The sequence below is a fragment of the Cupriavidus sp. 01L46 genome (assembly GCF_056399905.1).
In genome coordinates this window covers 1-18,759 of the sequence record NZ_JBFTSF010000129.1, presented here as the reverse complement: position 1 = coordinate 18,759, position 18,759 = coordinate 1, and the positions used below count along the sequence as shown (strand labels likewise).

The 18,759-nt window shown below is 61.9% G+C and carries 16 protein-coding genes and 4 pseudogenes; 10 read left to right on the top strand and 10 right to left on the bottom strand.

Translation table 11 applies throughout. The features are described from left to right. Both AC1DS3_RS22060 and AC1DS3_RS22055 read right to left on the bottom strand, forming a co-directional pair. Positions 1 to 789, bottom strand: a 789-nt coding sequence (locus AC1DS3_RS22060) for a porin (RefSeq protein ID WP_477127951.1), incomplete at its 3' end; no start/stop codon positions are given. Between the two features lie 141 nt (positions 790 to 930). Beyond that, positions 931 to 1,686 (bottom strand): FadR/GntR family transcriptional regulator, encoded by a 756-nt coding sequence (locus tag AC1DS3_RS22055; protein ID WP_441637043.1) that lies wholly within the window; start codon positions 1,684 to 1,686, stop codon positions 931 to 933. A 184-nt stretch (positions 1,687 to 1,870) separates the two neighbouring features. On the opposite strand from AC1DS3_RS22055, the gene AC1DS3_RS22050 reads away from it, so the two are divergent. The 7 genes and pseudogenes from AC1DS3_RS22050 to AC1DS3_RS22020 all read left to right on the top strand — a co-directional run. Continuing rightward, a complete protein-coding gene (locus AC1DS3_RS22050; RefSeq protein ID WP_477127950.1) occupies positions 1,871 to 2,719 on the top strand; it encodes an enolase C-terminal domain-like protein in 849 nt (282 codons plus the stop codon). Positions 2,720 to 2,764: 45 nt separating this feature from the next. Beyond that, complete coding sequence (locus AC1DS3_RS22045; protein ID WP_477127949.1) at positions 2,765 to 4,348, top strand: ABC transporter substrate-binding protein; 1,584 nt, start codon at positions 2,765 to 2,767, stop codon at positions 4,346 to 4,348. Between the two features lie 81 nt (positions 4,349 to 4,429). Next, on the top strand, positions 4,430 to 5,497 hold the full coding sequence (locus AC1DS3_RS22040; protein WP_477127948.1) for an ABC transporter permease: 1,068 nt from the start codon (positions 4,430 to 4,432) through the stop codon (positions 5,495 to 5,497). Beyond that, positions 5,494 to 6,420, top strand: a complete 927-nt coding sequence (locus AC1DS3_RS22035) for an ABC transporter permease (protein ID WP_441637035.1) — start codon at positions 5,494 to 5,496, stop codon at positions 6,418 to 6,420. Before AC1DS3_RS22040 ends, AC1DS3_RS22035 begins: the two co-directional genes overlap by 4 nt. An 11-nt stretch (positions 6,421 to 6,431) precedes the next feature. Beyond that, positions 6,432 to 7,283 (top strand): ABC transporter ATP-binding protein, encoded by an 852-nt coding sequence (locus AC1DS3_RS22030; RefSeq protein WP_441637033.1) that lies wholly within the window; start codon positions 6,432 to 6,434, stop codon positions 7,281 to 7,283. Positions 7,284 to 7,300: 17 nt separating this feature from the next. Then, complete coding sequence (locus AC1DS3_RS22025) at positions 7,301 to 8,071, top strand: ABC transporter ATP-binding protein (protein WP_477109641.1); 771 nt, start codon at positions 7,301 to 7,303, stop codon at positions 8,069 to 8,071. 250 nt (positions 8,072 to 8,321) lie between these two features. Continuing rightward, positions 8,322 to 8,577 (top strand): annotated as a pseudogene (locus tag AC1DS3_RS22020) (tyrosine-type recombinase/integrase); the annotation flags it as partial. A 73-nt stretch (positions 8,578 to 8,650) separates the two neighbouring features. Here the strand turns inward: AC1DS3_RS22020 and AC1DS3_RS22015 are convergent. From AC1DS3_RS22015 to AC1DS3_RS22000, 4 genes and pseudogenes are all read right to left on the bottom strand, one after another. Next, positions 8,651 to 9,087 (bottom strand): annotated as a pseudogene (locus AC1DS3_RS22015) (flavin reductase family protein). A 36-nt stretch (positions 9,088 to 9,123) separates the two neighbouring features. After that, positions 9,124 to 9,546 (bottom strand): annotated as a pseudogene (locus AC1DS3_RS22010) (integrase core domain-containing protein); the annotation flags it as partial. Next, positions 9,498 to 9,890, bottom strand: coding sequence for an enolase-like domain-containing protein (locus tag AC1DS3_RS22005; protein WP_441637029.1), 393 nt, complete (start codon positions 9,888 to 9,890; stop codon positions 9,498 to 9,500). The pseudogene AC1DS3_RS22010 and the gene AC1DS3_RS22005, both read right to left, overlap by 49 nt. After that, entirely contained in the window at positions 9,887 to 10,630 is a 744-nt protein-coding gene (locus tag AC1DS3_RS22000) for an integrase catalytic domain-containing protein (protein ID WP_441637027.1), read from the bottom strand. The genes AC1DS3_RS22005 and AC1DS3_RS22000 overlap by 4 nt, the downstream gene beginning before the upstream one ends. A gap of 737 nt (positions 10,631 to 11,367) precedes the next feature. Between AC1DS3_RS22000 and AC1DS3_RS21995 the strand changes: the two genes are divergently transcribed. Then, positions 11,368 to 11,577, top strand: a complete 210-nt coding sequence (locus AC1DS3_RS21995) for a response regulator transcription factor (protein WP_441637026.1) — start codon at positions 11,368 to 11,370, stop codon at positions 11,575 to 11,577. Positions 11,578 to 12,021: 444 nt separating this feature from the next. Here AC1DS3_RS21995 and AC1DS3_RS21990 read toward each other — a convergent pair whose 3' ends face one another. Together AC1DS3_RS21990 and AC1DS3_RS21985 are read right to left on the bottom strand one after the other, a co-directional pair. Beyond that, positions 12,022 to 12,330, bottom strand: a complete 309-nt coding sequence (locus AC1DS3_RS21990; protein ID WP_441637024.1) for a hypothetical protein — start codon at positions 12,328 to 12,330, stop codon at positions 12,022 to 12,024. A 428-nt stretch (positions 12,331 to 12,758) separates the two neighbouring features. Next, entirely contained in the window at positions 12,759 to 13,853 is a 1,095-nt protein-coding gene (locus AC1DS3_RS21985) for an RNA-guided endonuclease InsQ/TnpB family protein (protein WP_477127947.1), read from the bottom strand. 45 nt (positions 13,854 to 13,898) lie between these two features. Here AC1DS3_RS21985 and tnpA point away from each other — a divergent pair, with 45 nt between their 5' ends. Continuing rightward, positions 13,899 to 14,327 (top strand): IS200/IS605 family transposase, encoded by a 429-nt coding sequence (gene tnpA, locus AC1DS3_RS21980; RefSeq protein ID WP_441637020.1) that lies wholly within the window; start codon positions 13,899 to 13,901, stop codon positions 14,325 to 14,327. A 58-nt stretch (positions 14,328 to 14,385) separates the two neighbouring features. On the opposite strand, the pseudogene AC1DS3_RS21975 reads toward tnpA, so the two are convergent. Together AC1DS3_RS21975 and AC1DS3_RS21970 are read right to left on the bottom strand one after the other, a co-directional pair. Next, a pseudogene (locus tag AC1DS3_RS21975) lies at positions 14,386 to 15,111 on the bottom strand (IS6 family transposase). 122 nt (positions 15,112 to 15,233) lie between these two features. Continuing rightward, positions 15,234 to 17,018 carry an acyl-CoA dehydrogenase gene (locus AC1DS3_RS21970; RefSeq protein ID WP_477127946.1) on the bottom strand — a complete coding sequence of 595 codons (1,785 nt, stop codon included), beginning with the start codon at positions 17,016 to 17,018 and terminating at the stop codon, positions 15,234 to 15,236. Positions 17,019 to 17,341: 323 nt separating this feature from the next. Between AC1DS3_RS21970 and AC1DS3_RS21965 the strand changes: the two genes are divergently transcribed. Next, positions 17,342 to 18,759, top strand: a 1,418-nt coding sequence (locus tag AC1DS3_RS21965) for an AMP-binding protein (protein WP_477127945.1), incomplete at its 3' end; no start/stop codon positions are given.

Below are 18,759 nucleotides of genomic sequence, written 5' to 3'. Positions count from 1 at the left end.
CTGATGGCCCGGCACTCGCTCGTCGACCTGCCTCTGGTAGGCGCCGACGAAGCGGGCCACGCCAAAGGCGTAGTGGCCGGCAATGATGCGGAACTTGTTGTACCCGGTCGCATACCGCTCATCCTGGAAGCCATAACCGATACGCGCCGGGCCCGAGGCGTACTCCACATGTCCCGTGACCATTCTCGGCGCGCTGGTGGCCGTGCTCGCGCGCTCATCCAGGCTCATGCTCAAGGATCCGCGAAATGGGCCGATCATTGGCGAGCCATAGTAGAGCGTGTTGTTGCCGCGTGCCAGATAGTCGCTTCCACTCACTGCGGGCACCCCGCGCGCGGCGGTGGCACCCGCGCTCCAGACCTGCCCGGTCGATGCAAAGCCCGATGAGTCGTAGAGATGGTTCGTCGAACCGCGCAAGGCATCGAACGCGGTCAGCATGCGCCCGAAGCGCACCTCGCCGTAGGCACTGCCGAGACCTACCCAGGCCGCGCGATTGAAACCATTGTCCGAGGCTGACACATTGGTCACCGTGCCAGTGTCGACGCTGATGCCCTGCTCGAGCGCGAACCTGGCGCGCAACCCGCCGCCAAGGCTCTCCTCGCCGCGTATGCCCCAGCGGCTCGCCTGGGCCCCGCCGCTTTCTAGCACCGTTGTCTTGCCCGGCGCCGCCCCGACCTTGACATCATTCTGGCCGACCCACGTGTCGGCGATGCCCCAGAGGGTCACGTTGGCAGTGGCATCGGCACTCGACAGGACACCAAGCACGATCACGACAAAGGAGGACTTGTTCATAGCTTACCTCAAGGGGCGGAAGACCAACCCATCTGTCGTCAGTCGTCAGATGAGTTAGGCCACTATAACCCCTCAAGGGCCACCGATAGATAGGTGGAAACACCAACTCCTACGACGGCCTTGCCCTGCGTGTGCAGAAAACTACTCGCCGACCTTCGCTCGCAATCGCTCCCGGCTGTTGCTCAGATGCAGGAACATCGCGGCCCGGGCCGCGGCGGCATCCGCGCGCCGGATCGCGTCATAGATGGCCTCGTGCTCGGCTTGCGCGATGTCCTTGCCGGATTCGAGCGACGGCAGCGGCTCGGAGAAGCGCGGCCCGGCACCAGCACTCTCGCTGGCAAGGGGTTGCGCCGCATCCGCGACGCGGCGCGCAATCGTCACCCTCTCCAAGCTGCCGAGCACCTCCTCGAAGTACTCGTTGCCGGTGGCGGCCGAGATTTGCGCGTGGAAGCGGTAATCATCCTCCACAGTGCTGACGCCGGCGCGGCGATGGGCGTCAAAGGCGTCCAGCGCCTCTCGCATCGCCTTCAGGTGCTGATCTGCGCGCCGCAAGGCCGCCAGACTGGCCGCCTCAGACTCCAGGATGATTCGCAGCTCCAGCATCGCAAGGACCTGGCGCGCCTTGAAGTCGCCGGCACCGATCCTCAGGATCGGTTGCGCCACTGGCGGGGCCAGCACAAAGGTGCCCTTGCCCTGCAGCGTCTCCACAATGCCGTGAGCCTGGAGCCGCGACATCGCCTCCCGCACGACGGTGCGGCTCACGCCGAACTCACGCATCAGTTCCGGTTCCGAAGGCACCCGGTCGCCAGGCCTCAACACCCCATCATTGATACGATGGGAGATACCATCGACAACGCGCTGGGGCTGACTCTTTGCCCTTGCGACACTTTCCTGCATACCAATCTCCAGTGGGCGGCGCCCAAGTCCTTTGAGCGATTATACCAACTCCCCCAAACACACCTGACGACTGACAGGTGGGCTTCTAGGCGAGAAATCTAGGGTTAGCACCCATATAGGTTGTCTGACGTCTTGGCTATATTCCCCAACACGTCAGACGACTGACGGCTAACGAAAGGACACCATGAAGATCGAAAGCGTGCGCGGCACCGAATTTACCTATACTGCGAGGCGCTCGGTGGACAGCGCCGGTCACTCGCACCCTGGGCCGGCCACGCGCGCGCGCCTGATGTGCGGAGACGAGATGAAAGGCGGACTGTCAACCCCCGAGGAATACGGCGCCTTCGCCGAACAGCTAGTGGCGCGCGGCTACAAGGCTATTAAGTTGCACACCTGGATGCCGCCGGTAGCCTTCGCCCCGGATCCCAGCATGGACATCAAGGCTTGCGCCGCGGTCCGCGAGGCCGTGGGCCCGGACATCGCGCTCATGCTCGACGGCTACCATAACTACAGCCGCACCGACGCGCTGCGCATCGGCCGTGAACTCGAGAGGCTCGGCTTCGCCTGGTTCGAAGAGATGATGAACGAGCAGAGCATGGCTTCCTATTCGTGGCTGTCGAACCAGCTTGACATTCCAATCCTTGGCCCCGAAAGCCTGTCCGGCAAGCACTACAGCCGCGCGGACTGGGTCAAGGCGGGCGCATGCGACATCCTGCGTGCCGGYGTCGCCGGCAGTGGTGGCATCACGCCGACGCTGAAGGTAGCCCACCTTGCCGAGTCCTTCGGCATGAACTGCGAGATCCACGGCAATGGCGCCGCCAACCTGGCCGTCTGCGCGGCAATCAGAAACTGCCGCTGGTACGAACGCGGCCTGCTGCACCCCTTCCTCGACTACGACGAGGTGCCGGAATATCTCAACAGCATCGCCGACCCAATGGATGGTGAAGGTTTCGTCCATCTGTCCCGGCAACCGGGCCTGGGCGAGGACATCAACTTCGAGTACATCGCGGCCAATGCCGTCGCGAGCTACTGAGCATCGGCCGACATCATGAACTATCCCCGTACCCTGCGCGCGTGCATGCTCGCCATCCCGCTACTGGTGGCGGCGGCAGGCGCCGCCGAGGCGAAGACGCCGGACGACCAGCTCGTCATGGGCCTGAGCCTGAACAACCTGCTGTCGCTGGATCCGGCAGCCGCCACCGGCAACGACGTGGTCGAGGTCGCCTGCAATGTCTATGACTACCTGGTCGAGCTCGATCCGCACGACATTACCAAGGTGCTGTCCGGCCTGGCCGAAACGTGGACGATCGCCCCGGACAGGCGCAGCATCACGTTCACGCTGCGGCGCGGCGTGAAATTCCAGTCCGGCAACCCGCTGACCGCCGAAGATGCGGCCTGGTCGCTGCGGCGGGTGTTGAAGCTGAACCTCGCGATGGCCTCGCCGTGGAAAAGCTACGGCTTCACGGCGCAGAACGTCGACCAGTTGATCCGCGCGACGGACCCGCTCACGCTGGTCGTGGAGCTGCCCAAGCCAACGGATCCGAAGATCGTGCTGTACACCCTGGGGACGTCGGTCAGCTCGKTGATCCTGGACCGCAAGAAKGTGATGGAGCACGACCGCAACGGCGACTTGGGCGCGGCCTGGCTGACCACCAACGCAGCCGGCTCGGGACCGTTCGTGATGAACGAATGGCGCGCCAAGGAAGTGCTGCTGCTGAGCCGCTTCGATGGCTATTGGCGCGGACCGGCGAAGCTGCGCCGGGTGATCCTTCGCCACATGACCGAGTCTCAGACCTTGCGCCTGATGCTCGGTCGCGGCGACATCGACATCGCCTCCGGCATGTCGGTGCCTGATATCGCTGCAATGAAGAACGCCGCCGACACCGAGGTACATGATGTCATGCGGGGCACGCTGTATTACATCGCCGTCAATGCGAAAGACCCGAGATTCGCCGACCGGCGCGTGCGCCAGGCCGTCCTGCGCCATCTCGTCGACTTCGACGGCATCAACCGCACCGTGATGCCGCACTACGGCGTCTACCACCAGCGCCCGGTCCCACTGGGCCTGCACGCGACGCTGCCAGAGCCGGGCTACAGGCTCGATAATGTGGCGGCCAGGAAGCTGCTGGCGGAGGCCGGTTTTGCAAGTGGCTTCAAGACGACGATCCGGGTCGTGGCCGAATCCCCGTTCACGAACATCGCGACGAACCTGCAGTCCACGCTGGCCAAGGCCGGCATCGAGGCCAGCATCCTGCCGGGCACCGGGAACCAGGTCTATGGCGCGATGCGCGACCGGAATTTCGAGATCATCGTCGGGCGCGGCGGCGGCGGTGCCGAACCGCACCCGCATTCAAGCCTGCGCGCCCTGGTTTACAACCCGGACAACCGCGATGCGGCCAGGCTGACGAACTTCCAGGGATGGCGGACCTCGTACTTCGATCCGCAGCTCAACCAGCTGATCGAGAGCGCCCTGCTCCAGCAGGACGAGGGTATACAAGCCCAGACCTACCAGGATGCACAGCGCCTGTTCGACGCCGAGGTGCCCGCCATTCAGCCCATCTCCCAGATGATTGAGACGGTCGTCCTGCGCAAGGACGTGCGCAACTTTGCTGGCCATCCATCGGCGACAACACGGTTGCGCGAGGTTTACAAGCAGCGCTGAACCGGCCAAACGCATTTCGCCGGCGTTCGCCCCGACAGCGCCTGGTGGCGACGCATCAACACTCTTCCGACGGAGAATCCCGTGTCCGCAGCATCTGTCCTTCCCTCACCCGCACCGCGGCGTCCGTCCGCCGGCGCGCGGCGACTGCGCTTGTTGAGCCAGCGCCTGCTCAGTGTCGTACTCACCCTGCTCGGCTTGCTGCTGCTCACCTTTGTCATCGGCCGCCTGATGCCGCTCGACCCGGTGCTCGGCATCRTCGGACCCGATGCCGACCGCTCCACCTACGAGCAGGTCTATCGACAGCTCGGCCTGGACCGCCCGCTATTGGTRCAGTTCGGCTACTACCTGCGCGATCTGCTGCACGGCGACCTGGGCAATGCCTTGCTGACCGGCCATCCCGTACGCGATGACCTTGTCCGTGTACTGCCGGCCACAGTGGAACTGGCCACGCTGGCGATCGTCGTGGGCACCCTCGTGGGTGTCCCGCTCGGCGTGTTTGCCGCGACCCATCGCGGCCGCCTGGGCGACCATATCGTCCGCCTGGTCAGCCTGTTCGGTTATTCCACGCCGATCTTCTGGTTCGGCATGATGGGGCTGCTGATCTTCTACGCCTGGCTGGGCTGGGCGGGCGGCATCGGGCGGGTCGCGTTCGCCTATGACGGCGTGGTCCCGTCCGTGACCGGTCTGTTGATCGTCGACACCGCAATGGCGGGCGAGTGGGAGGTGTTCCGCAGCGCCGTCCGGCACATCGCCCTGCCGGGCTGCATCCTGGGCCTGCATTCGATAGCCTATATCAGTCGCATGACTCGCAGCTTCATGCTGTCGCAGCTCTCGCAGGAATACATCCTGACCGCGCGCGTCAAGGGACTGCCAGAATGGGCCGTCATCTGGCGCCACGCCTTTCGCAACATCCTCGTGCAACTGCTGACCATCGTCGTGCTGGCCTATGGTGGCCTGCTCGAAGGCGCCGTGCTGATCGAAACGGTGTTCGGCTGGCCGGGCTTTGGCCAGTACCTCACCAGCAGCCTTCTCTTGGGCGACATGAACGCGGTCATGGGATCCGTGCTTGTCGTCGGTATCGTGTTTATCGCGATCAACCTGCTGTCCGACGCCCTCTACCAGGTATTCGATCMGAGGACCCGCCAATGACTACCGCTTCGACCAACGACCGCACTATCGACCCGCGCATCGTGGGTGCCCAGCCACACCTGCCGCGATCCGGCTTCCAGGCGCTGCTGAACGATATGCTGCGCGGACTGCGCCGTCTGTTACGCAATCCCCTGACGGTGGCAGGGGTCGTCGTCATCGCTGCCCTGCTGCTGATCGCCCTACTCGCCCCCTGGATCGCCACGCACGATCCGTTGGCGCAAGACCTCGCGGGGGCGCTGCAGGCGCCGAGTGCTGCTCACTGGTTCGGCACGGACGAGTTCGGGCGCGACATCTTCAGCCGGCTTGTCTACGGCTCGCGCATCACGCTGTACATCGTGTCACTGGTGACGATCGTCGTGGGTCCGATCGGCCTGGCGGTCGGGGTCACTTCCGGCTATTTCGGCGGCTGGGTCGATACCGTCTTCATGCGCATCACCGACATCTTCATTTCCTTCCCCAGTCTCGTGCTTGCGCTGGCGTTCGTGGCCGCCCTCGGCCCCGGCCTCGACCATGCCGTGATCGCGATCGCGCTGACGGCCTGGCCACCGATTGCGCGGCTGGCCCGCGCCGAAACGCTGTCGCTGCGCAAGGCCGATTTCATCGTGGTCGCCCAACTGCAAGGGGCATCCGCGCTGCGCATCCTGGTACGCCACATCGTTCCCTTGTGCCTCTCGTCGGTCGTGGTGCGCCTGACCATGAACATGGCCGGGATCATCCTGACGGCCGCCGGACTCGGATTCCTGGGCCTGGGTGCCCAGGCCCCGTTGCCGGAATGGGGCGCGATGATCTCTGAAGGCCGTCGCTACATGCTGGACAGTTGGTGGATGGTGGCTATGCCAGGGGCGGCCATCCTAATGGTGAGCCTTGCCTTCAACCTGTTGGGTGATGGGCTCTATGACGTACTGGACCCGCGCAGCGAATGATACGAGCCAATATGAACCCCTCTCTTTCCATTCCACGATTACAGGTCCGCGACCTAAGCGTCGGCTTCGACAGCGGCGGCCGGACCGTCAATGCCGTCCGCGGCGTCTCCTTCGACCTCTCGCGTGAAAAACTCGGCATCGTGGGTGAGTCCGGCTCGGGAAAGTCCACCGTCGGCCGCACGCTGCTGCGGCTGCATCCGCCCAGTGCCAGAATCGAGGCCAGCAAACTCTCTTTCGACGGCATCGATCTGCTGACGGCCAGCGAAAGCACGATGCGCAGCATTCGCGGCAGTCGCATGTCGATGATCATGCAGGACCCGAAGTACTCGCTCAATCCGGTGATGCGCATCGGCGACCAGATTGCCGAAGCGCTGCTCGCCCACAGCAGGATGCCAAAGGCGCAGGCGCGCCAGCACACACTCGCGATGCTGGAATCCGTGCGGATCCGTGAACCGCAGCGCGTCTGCAGGCTCTATCCGCACGAAATCTCCGGCGGCATGGGCCAGCGCGTCATGATCGCAATGATGCTGATCCAGAAGCCAGAGATCGTAATTGCGGACGAACCCACGTCCGCACTCGACGTTTCCGTGCGCCTGCAGGTGCTGTCCGTGCTCGACGAGCTGGTCGCCGAACGCGGGCTCGGCCTGATCTTCATCAGCCACGACCTGAATCTGGTGCGCCACTTCTGCGACCGCGTGCTGGTGATGTATGCCGGGAGGGTGGTCGAGTCGATCGCCGCAGCGGATCTCGACCAGGCACGGCATCCATATACCCGCGGCTTGCTGAGCGCCCTGCCCAGCCTCGACCATCGCCGCAAGACCCTGCCGGTGCTGCAGCGCGACTCGGCCTGGCTCACCGCATGACTGGAACAACCATGGCAATCATCGAAGTCAACGGGCTGAATCTCAGCTTCGGTCACGGAGTGACCACCAGCAAGGTATTGAACGACGTCTCGTTCGAAGTGGCGCAAGGCCAGTCGTTTGGCCTGGTCGGCGAGTCCGGATCGGGAAAGACCACCGTGTTGCGCTGCCTCGCGGGGCAGTACACGCACTGGGAGGGCAAGCTGAACATTGCCAGCCATCCCCTCGGCCACAAGCCGGACCGGGCGCGCTGCCGCCAGATCCAGATGGTGTTCCAGGATCCGTACGGTTCGCTGCATCCACGCCATACCGTGTACACAGCCCTTGCCGAACCGCTGCGCATCCATGGCATGGGCGATGAGCGAGCACGTGTTGATGCCGTGCTCGACAAGGTCGGCCTGCATGCTGGATTCCGGTTTCGTTATCCCCACCAGTTGTCAGGCGGGCAACGCCAGCGTGTGGCGATCGCGCGCGCCTTGATCCTCGAGCCGAGCATCCTGTTACTTGACGAGCCTACCTCGGCATTGGATGTGTCGGTACAGGCCGAGATCCTGAACCTGCTGGCATCGCTGCGCGAGCGGGATGGACTCACTTATCTAATGGTGACGCATGATCTGGGCGTCGTCGCGCATCTGTGTGACTGCGTTGCGGTGATGCAGCAGGGCTGCATTGTCGAAACCGTTGCCGTTGACGACCTTTGCAACCATGCCGCGCGGCATCCTTACACACGGATGCTGGTGGACGCAACGCGCTCCTACAACCCACAGTTCACTGCTGTTGGCGATCACTAGCGGCGCAGACATATGCGCTAACAGCGACTTCGCAGCCCGCTATATCCAGGCCACAGGATCGCCGCTCGTCAGAGACCGGCGTTCCTGGCCTGCTCTATGTGAGAAAGGCTGACACATTCGCTTTGCTCTACGCCTGTGGGCCGTCCTCAAATGGACAGCCCCTGTCCTCGAGGCGCGGCGTCCGAGCTATCGCATAAAAGCTGCGTTCTTTACTACTTTTTGACTTATGTGTCATCTCCAGCTTTATCCCGGCATGACCTCCTGTCGACGCGATGCCCAGGGTGTCGAGCGCTGGTAGCTGGAGGTGACCGGCAAGGGCAACAAGACGCGACTGGTGCCGGCGACCGACGAACTGACCTGATCCTGAAAGAGGTGTTTGGCATGGCCGCGGCGTGCCTGCGGGGACGCGGGCCGGCATGGGAGCCGCAAGCCGCGGTGCGCTGGCCAGCGCCTCGGCGCACTGGCTGCGCCACACCGCTGGCTCGAACATGACCGACCAGCAGGTCGGCAAGAAACAGTAAGCCTAGAGATAAATTCAACATCATGAAACTATGGTGGACGCCAACAGGCAAAAAGCCGCTAACGATCTTGCTCATGGGCTCGTGCTACAAGGTAGCGCCCATTACCGAAAACGAGCGGCCTGTGCTCGGACCGTTCCAGGCGGATAACTCGTCCGATATAAATAACATGATCGCCCTCAGGATGGGCGGAAACCTTCACACATTCCAATTTGCAGCGCATGAACTAATGATGGGAATACCTCCCAAACCGGATCGAAAGGTGATGTTTCGAAATTTGTCATCGCTAGCGATCGAGAACTGTTTGGATAACTCAATTTGATTTTCTGAGATGATATTCACTACGAACCGCTCAGAATCCCGAAACGCAGTGTAACTTTTTGATGAAAGAGATTGGCTCCACAGGATTAATGGTGGATTTAGCGAGACAGAACTGAACGAATTGACTGTCATTCCACACCTTCTTCCGGTGGCGTCCAACGTGGTCATCACAGTCACCCCTATCGGCGCGCGTCAAGGTAGATGTCGCCTCATTCATGCAACCAAACGCTGTTTTTCGGCACCTGGCTTGATACCGGTGGGCACGGCAATCTCGCGCTCCGGATTGAGCGTGACCGTGTCGATTGGCGACCAGTCTCGAGTGTGGCGTGACCAACGACGCGGGTTGCGCTCACGAGCCTGAACGTACAGCGCATGGCGCGTGGCCAGAATGTTGGCGTATTGTCCGGCGTGGCGCTGTGCCGGGCTCACGTAGCGGATGCCGCTGTGCCGATGCCCATGGTTGTACCAGTGCACGAACTGCGCCGCCCAGGTACGCGCCGCAGTCAGATCCGCAAAGCCCGTAGAGGGGAACTCCGGCCGGTACTTGGCGGTGCGGAAGAGGCTCTCCGCGAAGGCATTATCGTCACTCACTCGTGGACGCGAATACGAAGGCTTGACGCCCAGCCAGTGCAACATCTGCCTTTCCAGATGCCGATCACGTCGGATGCATCCTTGCCGACCACCAGCCGCCGCAGGGCCGTATTGATGAGATGCGCCACCGTCGTGTGTGCACGGCCGTGATGGGATTCCCCGTAGCCGACCAGCCCGCATTCTGTCGTGACCTTGACCACCACGGCGTCGCGCTTGATGGCGCGGCCCACGCCCAGTACCACGCTGTCCGCCTGCGCCACCGGAAACGAGACCGCGAACGCGTGCACGTCGCGAACCACGAGTCGCGATGCACCCGCCGATTGTGTATCCCCGCACACGGCACTCCCCTCGCCAGCGCCGCCGACTGGCCGCACGTCCCCGCCTTTCATTTGCGTGCGCCTTGCCGGCGCAGGGAACTGATTGTGGCCCGCGGCGACACGACCTCTGGATCCGTGCGCAATTCGATCAGCGCCGGCCTGCCTGACGACCGCGCGCGCTCGAACGCCGCCGGGAAATCCGCGGTGCGCAAGACCTGCTCGCCCGCCATGCCGTAAGCCTCTGCCAGCATGGTGAAATCCGGATTGACCAGATCGGTGTCCGGCGCCACGCGCAAAAAGGATGAGGCCGGTACTACCGGCGGATAGGGAGCGCCATGACGGCGTCGCGGTCTGGTCTTGCGCCCCTTGGGTGACGATCCCGTCGATCCTGGCAGACTATGGACACGTTCCATGATGGTCCTCATCAAACGTTCGATATGTCCCCCGAAGTACGGCCTTCCTGCGGGGCGGTACATCAACTCAACACCATACTCCCGACACCCCGCTCGCAATGCCCTGCTTTTGAATTCGGCCGCATTATCAAGGTGAAGTAGCTGTGGAATGCCCTGCATCGGCCAATCGACGCTAACATTGAGGCTCGCGAGCCAGCCATCCTTTGGCAAGACAACGCGGGTCAATAGCAACGCGACCGTTGCCGCATTGGGGCGGTCCATCCCGACATATACGCCGACGACGCATCTTGTCGAGACGTCGAGGGCTATGCTTAGCCATGGCCGCCCAATTGGGCGCCGGCTCGCATCATCCACCAGCATCGAATCGGCCAGCGTGTGATCAATCTGCACAATATCCATCGGACAGCGCGCCACAAGATGACCTGGGGGAATCTCAGAACCCGGCAGCGTTGCGAGCCGAAGGGCCTCTTCTTTCCGATGGGCGGCCCAGCGTCGCGAGATGGTAGCTCTGCTTGGCGGACTAACACTTGCCCCTGCGCATCGCTTCCGGATTTCGACCTCGAGCTCGAAAAGCGGATGAGCGAGATGACGCTGTCGCGGCAGCCAATCGATCAGGACCTCACTCACGATTTCCTCGACAGTCGCTGCTAGACGCGGCTTTCCCACTTTGGGACCTCGGTCATAAGGTATCAACGCGCTCGCCACAGGATCTGCGAGCAAGCGCCGGCGCAAGTGATAAACCGTAGCCCAATGGATTCCAAGCAATTTGCCAGCGTTCTCTGCTTGCTTAAGCGAGAGAGGAGCCGTCCCAAGCGGACGTAAGACCCTCGCAATCGCCAGTTCGCGCTTCGTTGCAATCCGCATCGCTATGTTCAAGACAGTGGTCTTACACATACTAGGCGATTTACTGATCAGTCGACCCGCGTTGGCGGAATTAGTGGACGCGGCGCCCCAAAACGCGTTGCCTACGAACAACAGCGGTATACGTCATAACGCAGCAGAAATCGTTTATGTATCAATCAGTTAGATCGATGATCATTGGCGGATTTAGTGGTCACCGTTTGCCGAATTAATGGTCGGCAACAACTACCAGGCTAAATGATGGAGACGATCAAAGGCTACCCCTCGATAATCGCTTGAAAGGTCGAGAAATCGAAATTCTCAAGCTTATTGATCAAGGCCACTCAAATAAGGAGATCGCGCGAGCGCTGAGCATTAGCGTTGATACGGTCAAGTGGTACCTTAAGTCGATATTCAATAAGCTGTGCGTGGTGCGTCGCGGTCAAGCGATTGCCGAAGCGAGAAGGCTACGGTTGCTTGACACGTGTAACACGGATCCAGATTGAGAAGCGCTTTCGCTGATRCTGCCGTTGAGGATCGCTAGTTCCGCCAAGAAATAGCTGGCCAGACGGATACCCCGCGATGGCCTGAAGTTACCTTTCTCAAGGTGAGCATCGCATGATGGCTAACAGGTTGGACCGAGACGAGGAGAACCCGATAGTAAATGCGAGTAGCCATGCTCGATAATCAGATGGAGACCTCGCCCGCGAATTCCATATGAACCATCTGGCTGTACGGTCTGCACAAACGGGCCGTACATAGACGCACCGCCTTCACCTGTCGACCACATGCCAATCAGCTTGTAATCCGGGAGGCGTCCACATAGGTCTTTCCCTAGAGGGACCTCGCAAGCTAGGCCGCTCGGCGGGAGAGAGGTCCGCCGGTTTCATTGTTCGACTCAATTTCCGCTCTACGCATCAACCCCGATACGCTCAAGCCGGCGGTCGGGGCTATATTCCGTGGAGCAGGTCGCGAAAGTAATCGCGAGTGCTTTTTTTCTCGTTGATCGCTTGACGCGTAGTATTGATAAACCAAGGCATAATCAAAGTGACGCTGCTATCTGCCAATCCAATATTGATGACACTACTGGCTGATGGRCTATCGGCACCATCGGTCGAGCGGACACTCATCGTTTCGGCCTGCAGTGCCTCGCTGCAAGCGGGCCGCTTATCGGCAAGGTCGTCGTGTGCATGCGAAAGAAATGGAGTAAGCGATACTGCTAGCGGTACGAGTAGGCGCGCGAAGATGGCGTCTTTCATGTTCGTGTCCTTGCAAAGATTCGACTGAGGAACGGCACGACCCCAAGGGCGCGGCCACGCATATTTTCCACCAGATCTTTCTCTAAACGTGTCTTAATCGTTATGAGATTTGTCTCGAATTGTCAGAATATGTGGCGTCGTGTAATGGCGGGGTATGTGGCTGTATGTGGCACCCTACATGTGCGTGAGGGTACGCGGAAAGCACGAAAAATTTCTAGTGACCATCTCGTGAGTTGACCTCAATGAGATCTTCTATGGACCGCCCCCACGCCCATGAGCGGTCCTTTTGGGAGTGAAAGAGGTGGATTAGTGGTTTCATGTGACACCCAGGAAGAATTTCGAAGCACCAAAGTCCCTATTCGATAATAGGCCCGGGCTCCGCCTACTGCACCGCAAGGGCCGTGCCACGTTTTGACTTCCTCTCCGGGCTAACCCCCGGAGATTCCTCCAGCGAGCGCCTGAAGTCCCAGGCGGGCAATGTTCCGGGCCGCGTTCGTGTCGCGGTCGTGGACCGACCCGCACGAACAGCACGTCCACTGCCTTATTCCAAGGCCGGCCCTACCTTTCGGACTGCTCGCGGATATGACTCCGCAGCACGAGCACGTTTGGGTTGAAAACGCTTCGTTGACCTCTGCGAACACCACACATTGCCTGATGGCCTTGTACTTGAGTTGTGTCCGGAACGTGGTCCATGCGGCGTCGTGTACGGACTTCGCCATACTCGTTTTTGCCAGCGCTTGCGCGTTCACGTTGCCTACGAAGATTCCTGCATGTCTTTTGACCAGCGCCGATGTTTCCTTATGGATGGCGTCCTTGCACTGATTTGCGATCTTGGCGTGGATTGCCTTCACGCGGCGCTTCTTGTTCGCGCGTTGAGCGATGCCGAGCGCTTGCTCAGACTCGCGATAGAAGCGCTTAGGCCCGAATTTCTCACCGTCGCTGTACGTCGCCAAGGTCTTCAAACCAAGATCGATGCCGATCACGTCCGAGCCATCCGGCACGCGTTTTTCTTCGACCTCCACCTTGACAGCGATGTTGACGTACCAACGCCCGCGCGAGTCCTCGTTGAAGCTGCCCGCGCCAAGCTCATACTTCGACGGGCCATACGAGTCCCACAGGCCGATCTGAAGACCATTGAAGTGCAGTTGCCCGTTCTTGTACTTGATGCCTTCGCCCTTGAATGGAACCCATCCGAGCAAATACTTCGGCCACTTTCGGTTGCTCACGCGCCAATTGATTTTCTGGCGCCTGAACTGTTTAAGCCGCGTCGCGAATTCCTTGCACGTCTCTTGAACCGTTCGGGAATCGACGCGCACGCCTTCGCATTTGCTGAAGCCCGCTGTGAGTTTCTGAAGGTCGAACCCTGACAGCCAGACCTTCGGGCGATTGCAGTAACGCTTCAGGCTGCGATACTGGGTTTCATTGCAGAAACTCCAAACCGTGTTCACGTCGCGCGCCATCGCAAGCGTCGCCTTCGCGTGCTTGTCCTTGATGCGCAGCTTCAGTGTCTTTACGGTTTCCATTCCCGTATAGTGCGCTTGGTCTTCCAAATTCGGCAAGAGAAGAAGATGGCGCGTCCACGCAAGACTGATACGGATTTACGGCACGGACGGCACTGCGTCTTTGCCCTGCACGTACACTTGGTCTTCGTGACCAAATATCGGCGCAACGTGTTCAAGAAGGAGCACCTTGACGCAATGCAGGCCATCCTGGCCAGGGTATGCAAGGACTTCGAGGCCGAGTTGGTAGAGTTCAACGGCGACCACGACCACGTCCATCTGCTGGTGAACTACCCGCCGAAGGTCGCCCTATCAGCGCTCGTCGCATCGCTCAAGGGCGTGTCGAGCAGACTGCTGCGGCAACAGTTCGGGGATTTCCATCCGTGGCTCAAGCGGCGGGGCGTGCTTTGGTCCCCGTCCTACTTCGCGGCGTCGTGCGGCGGGGCTCCACTGGATATCCTGCGCCAGTACATTGAGCAGCAGCAGACCCCTCACTAGCCCCCAAATTCCCGGCTTACCGAGAGTGAGACGTGCCGGCGGCAGGTGCGAGTATCGTTCAGAGCGGATTTCGGGCGTGTTCGGTCGAATCGCGCCAGGCAATGAAGCGTGCGGCACGCTGTTTGCGATATAGCGAGGCGCGCAGCAGATGTCGCTTGAGTGTGAAGTGCCTCCGGATGGGGCCAAAGCTCGATGGGAACGCCTGCGTGCGCTTCAGGGCGTGAAAGCCGCGCATGCGCCGCTCCCGTTCGCGGGTCGGCTGGTGACTGTTCTCTGCCCGATTGTTCAACCGGGCGGCGGCTTTAACGAACACGTGTTTGACGTTCGCCAGCGCCGGGATCTCGCCTTTCGCCGCCGGATAGCTGCGCAACTAATCGGTGACGATCTTGCGCGGGACTGGGCAGKAACGTAGCACGCGATTAAAAAGGCGTTTGACGACAGCCTTGTCGCGCCGCTTCTGCAACAGGATATCAAGTTCGGCACCGTGCTCGTCGACCGCCCGCCACAGCAGGTACGGCTCGCCGCGCAGCGTCACGAACATCTCGTCCAGGTGCCATGTTCCGCCCGGTCTTCTGCGCGCGGCCTTGACACGATGAGCAAAGCGGGCATCGAATTTATCGCACCAGCGACGGATCGTATCGAAGATCACCGTCACGCCGCGCTCGAACAGCAATTCCTCGATGTCGCGCAGCCTCAGGTTGAACCGGAAGTACCAGCGCACCACCTGGCTGATGACCACCGCCGGGAAGTGGTGGCCGTGGTAGAGCGATTTCCTCTTCATCATCGCACCATCTTACGCAACCGCCCCATCAACGTGACAGTGCCGGAGGGAGCCAACACCGTCATCATTTCAATCGCCGTTGGCGCAACTTGCCGGCTTCAGCAAATGCCCGCTACCGTGCGATCTCAGAACTGCGCTTCGCTCAACGCATTGACCGGCACCGCGCCCGCCACGATGGCATCGCGCAAACCCGATGCCTGCGACAGGATGTGCTCCGCGAAGAAATGCGCCGTCGAGATCTTGGCGTCGTGGAAGGACGGATCCTCGGCACGCTTCGCRTCCGCCGCGAGCATCGCSCGGCCAAGCTGCCAGCCCGAAAACACGATGCCGCAGAGCTTCAGGTAAGGCACGCTGCCGGCAAACACGGCATTCGGATCCGACTTGGCATTGGCCACGACGWACGCCACCACGGTCTCCAGCGCGGCGCGCCCCTTGGCCAGTTGCGCCTGCACCGCGGTGAATGCCGCRCCACCATGCTTGCCCAGCGCYGCCTCGGTCTCGGCGATCTGCGTGCAGATCGCACGGGCCACCGCGCCACCRTCGCGCAGCGTCTTGCGGCCGACGAGRTCGTTCGCCTGGATCGCGGTCGTGCCTTCGTAGATCGKCAGGATGCGGGCRTCGCGATAATGCTGGGCCGCGCCGGTCTCCTCGATGAAGCCCATGCCGCCGTGCACCTGCACRCCCAGGCTGGTCACATCGATGGACAACTCGGTGCTCCAGCCCTTGACGATGGGCACCATGAACTCGTAGAASGCCTGGCTTTGCTTGCGCACCGCKTCGTCGGCATGCTGGTGCGCCGTRTCGCACGCGGCYGCGGCCACATACGCTACCGCGCGCGCGCCTTCGATCAGCGAGCGCATGGTCATCAGCATGCGCTTGACGTCCGGGTGATGGATGATGGCCACAGCCTCGCGCGCGGAACCATCGACCGGACGGCTTTGCACGCGCTCGCGGGCRAAAYTCACAGCCTGCTGGTAGGCCCGCTCCGACACGGCGATGCCTTGCATGCCGACCGAGAAGCGCGCCGAGTTCATCATGATGAACATGTATTCCAGGCCGCGGTTTTCCTCGCCGACCAGCGTGCCGATGGCGCCACCGTGGTCGCCGAACTGCAGCACKGCCGTGGGGCTGGCCTTGATGCCCAGCTTGTGCTCGATCGACACGCAGTGCGCATCATTGCGCGCGCCCAGCGAACCATCCTCATTCACCAGGAACTTGGGCACRATGAACAGCGARATGCCCTTGACGCCCTCGGGTGCCGTGGGCGTGCGCGCCAGCACGAGATGGACGATGTTCTGCGCCATGTCGTGTTCACCGTAGGTGATGAAGATCTTGGTGCCGAACACCTTGTAGGTGCCGTCGCCCTGCGGTTCGGCGCGCGTGCGCACGGCCGCCAGGTCCGAGCCGGCCTGCGGCTCGGTCAGGTTCATGGTGCCGGTCCATTCGCCGGAGATCAGCTTGGGCAGGAAGGTGGCCTTCTGCGCGTCGCTGCCCGCGGTCAGCAGGGCTTCGATGGCGCCGTCTGTCAGCAGCGGGCACAGCGCGAACGACAGGTTCGCCGTGTTCAGCATCTCGTTGCAGGCGGTGGCGATCAACTTGGGCAAGCCCTGGCCGCCAAATTCCTGCGGATGCAGCACGCCCTGCCAGCCACCTTCGCCAAACTGGCGGAACGCGTCCTTGAAACCGGGCGTGGTGGTAACCACGCCRTCCTTCCAGCTGCTGGGATCGGTGTCGCCAATGCGGTTGAGCGGCGCCACCACTTGYTCGTTGAATTTGGCTGCCTCGTCGAGCACCGCCTGCGCCGTCTCCGGCGTGGCGTCCTCGAAGCCGGGCAGCTTGCTGACTGCGTCAAGATCAGCCAGTTCGTTCATCACGAACAGCATGTCCTTGAGCGGGGCACGGTAGGTCATTTTTTGGGGACTCCATTTTGGGGACAGGGCGCGGTGCATCTGGCCGGATGCCGGCACCGCATGGTCTGGGTACCGGATCGTAGCGCCCGCCGCGTCATGCGGGAATAACCAAACCTGCCCATTCATTGACAAAACCTGCCGCTTTGCGTCGCGCGGGTCGCCTGCCATGCACCCCAGTTCGATTGGCCGGATTTGTCACTAGTTCGGCCATTCCTGTCAGTGCCGGAGGTGGCGGGCACCTCTAGAATGCCTCGCAGCCGGCGTCGCCATGACCGTTGAATGCAACCGGCATAACGACAAACCGCCTGTCAGGAGACAAGACTATGGACCTGCTCGGTCAGATGATGTATGCGCCTTTGCAATTGTCCACGCTGCTGGAGCAGGCAGCGCGGCACTCCGGCACGGTGGAAATCGTATCCCGGCGCGTCGAGGGCGACATTCACCGCTATACCTACGGGGACTGCCATGTCCGCGCCATGCAACTGGCCAATGCGCTGACGGGCCGCGGCATCGTGGCGGGAGACCGCGTCGGCACGCTGGCGTGGAACGGCTATCGCCATATGGAGCTGTACTATGGCGTGACCGGCATTGGCGCGGTTTGTCATACCATCAACCCCCGCCTGTTCCCCGAACAGATCGCCTACATCATCAATCATGCCCGCGACCGCGTGGTCTGCTTTGATGCCTCGTTCCTGGGCTTGGTCGAGCAGATCGCGCCGCGATGTCCTCATGTCGAGTCATGGGTCATGCTGTGCGAGGCCACCAGCCTGCCTCAAGCACCGGCGCTGCCGCTCGAAAGCTATGAGGCCCTGATCGGCGGGCAGCCCGGCCATTTCAACTGGCCCCGCCTGGATGAGCAGCTGGCGGCGGTGCTTTGCTACACCTCCGGCACCACCGGCAACCCGAAGGGCGTCTTGTACTCGCACCRTTCGCTTTGCCTGATGGCCTATGCCTCGGCGCTGCCAGACGCGCTTTGCCTGCGTGCGTCGGACTCCGTGGTGCCTGTCGTGCCGATGTTCCACGTCAATGCCTGGGGGCTACCGTTCTCCGCGGCGCTGGTCGGGGCGAAACTGGTGCTTCCGGGTCCGGCGCTCGACGGCGCGTCCCTGTCGGCATTGTTCGACCAGGAAGGCGTGACGGTGTCGGCCGGCGTGCCCACGGTCTGGCTCGGCCTGGCCGACCATATGCGCCGCACGGGCAAGCGCTGCAACAGCCTGGAGCGTGTCATCGTGGGCGGCGCGGCATGCCCGCCGCAACTGGCCAGGGCGCTGGGCGAACTGGGCATCAAGTCGGTACACGCCTGGGGCATGACCGAGCTGTCGCCGGTTGGCACTGTGTTTTCGCCCTCGCAGGGCTTCGCGCAAAAGCCGGAGCAGGAGCGCGCGCAGCTCGAGGCCAAGCAAGGCAGGGTCGTGCCGGGTGTCGAGATGAAGGTCGTCGACGCCGATGGTGCCGAGTTACCGTGGGACGGGYGCTCGGCGGGCGACCTGATGGTGCGCGGCCATTGGGTCGTGGAGCGCTACTTCGGCATGGAGGAAACCTGCCTGGAGAAAGATGGCTGGTTCGCCACCGGCGATGTCGCCACGATCGACGCCGACGGCTATATGCAGATCACGGATCGCAGCAAGGATGTGATCAAGTCCGGCGGCGAATGGATTTCCTCGATCGAACTGGAAGGCATCGCCGTTGCGCATCCGGAAATCGAACTGGCGGCCTGTATCGCCTGTGCCCATCCCAAGTG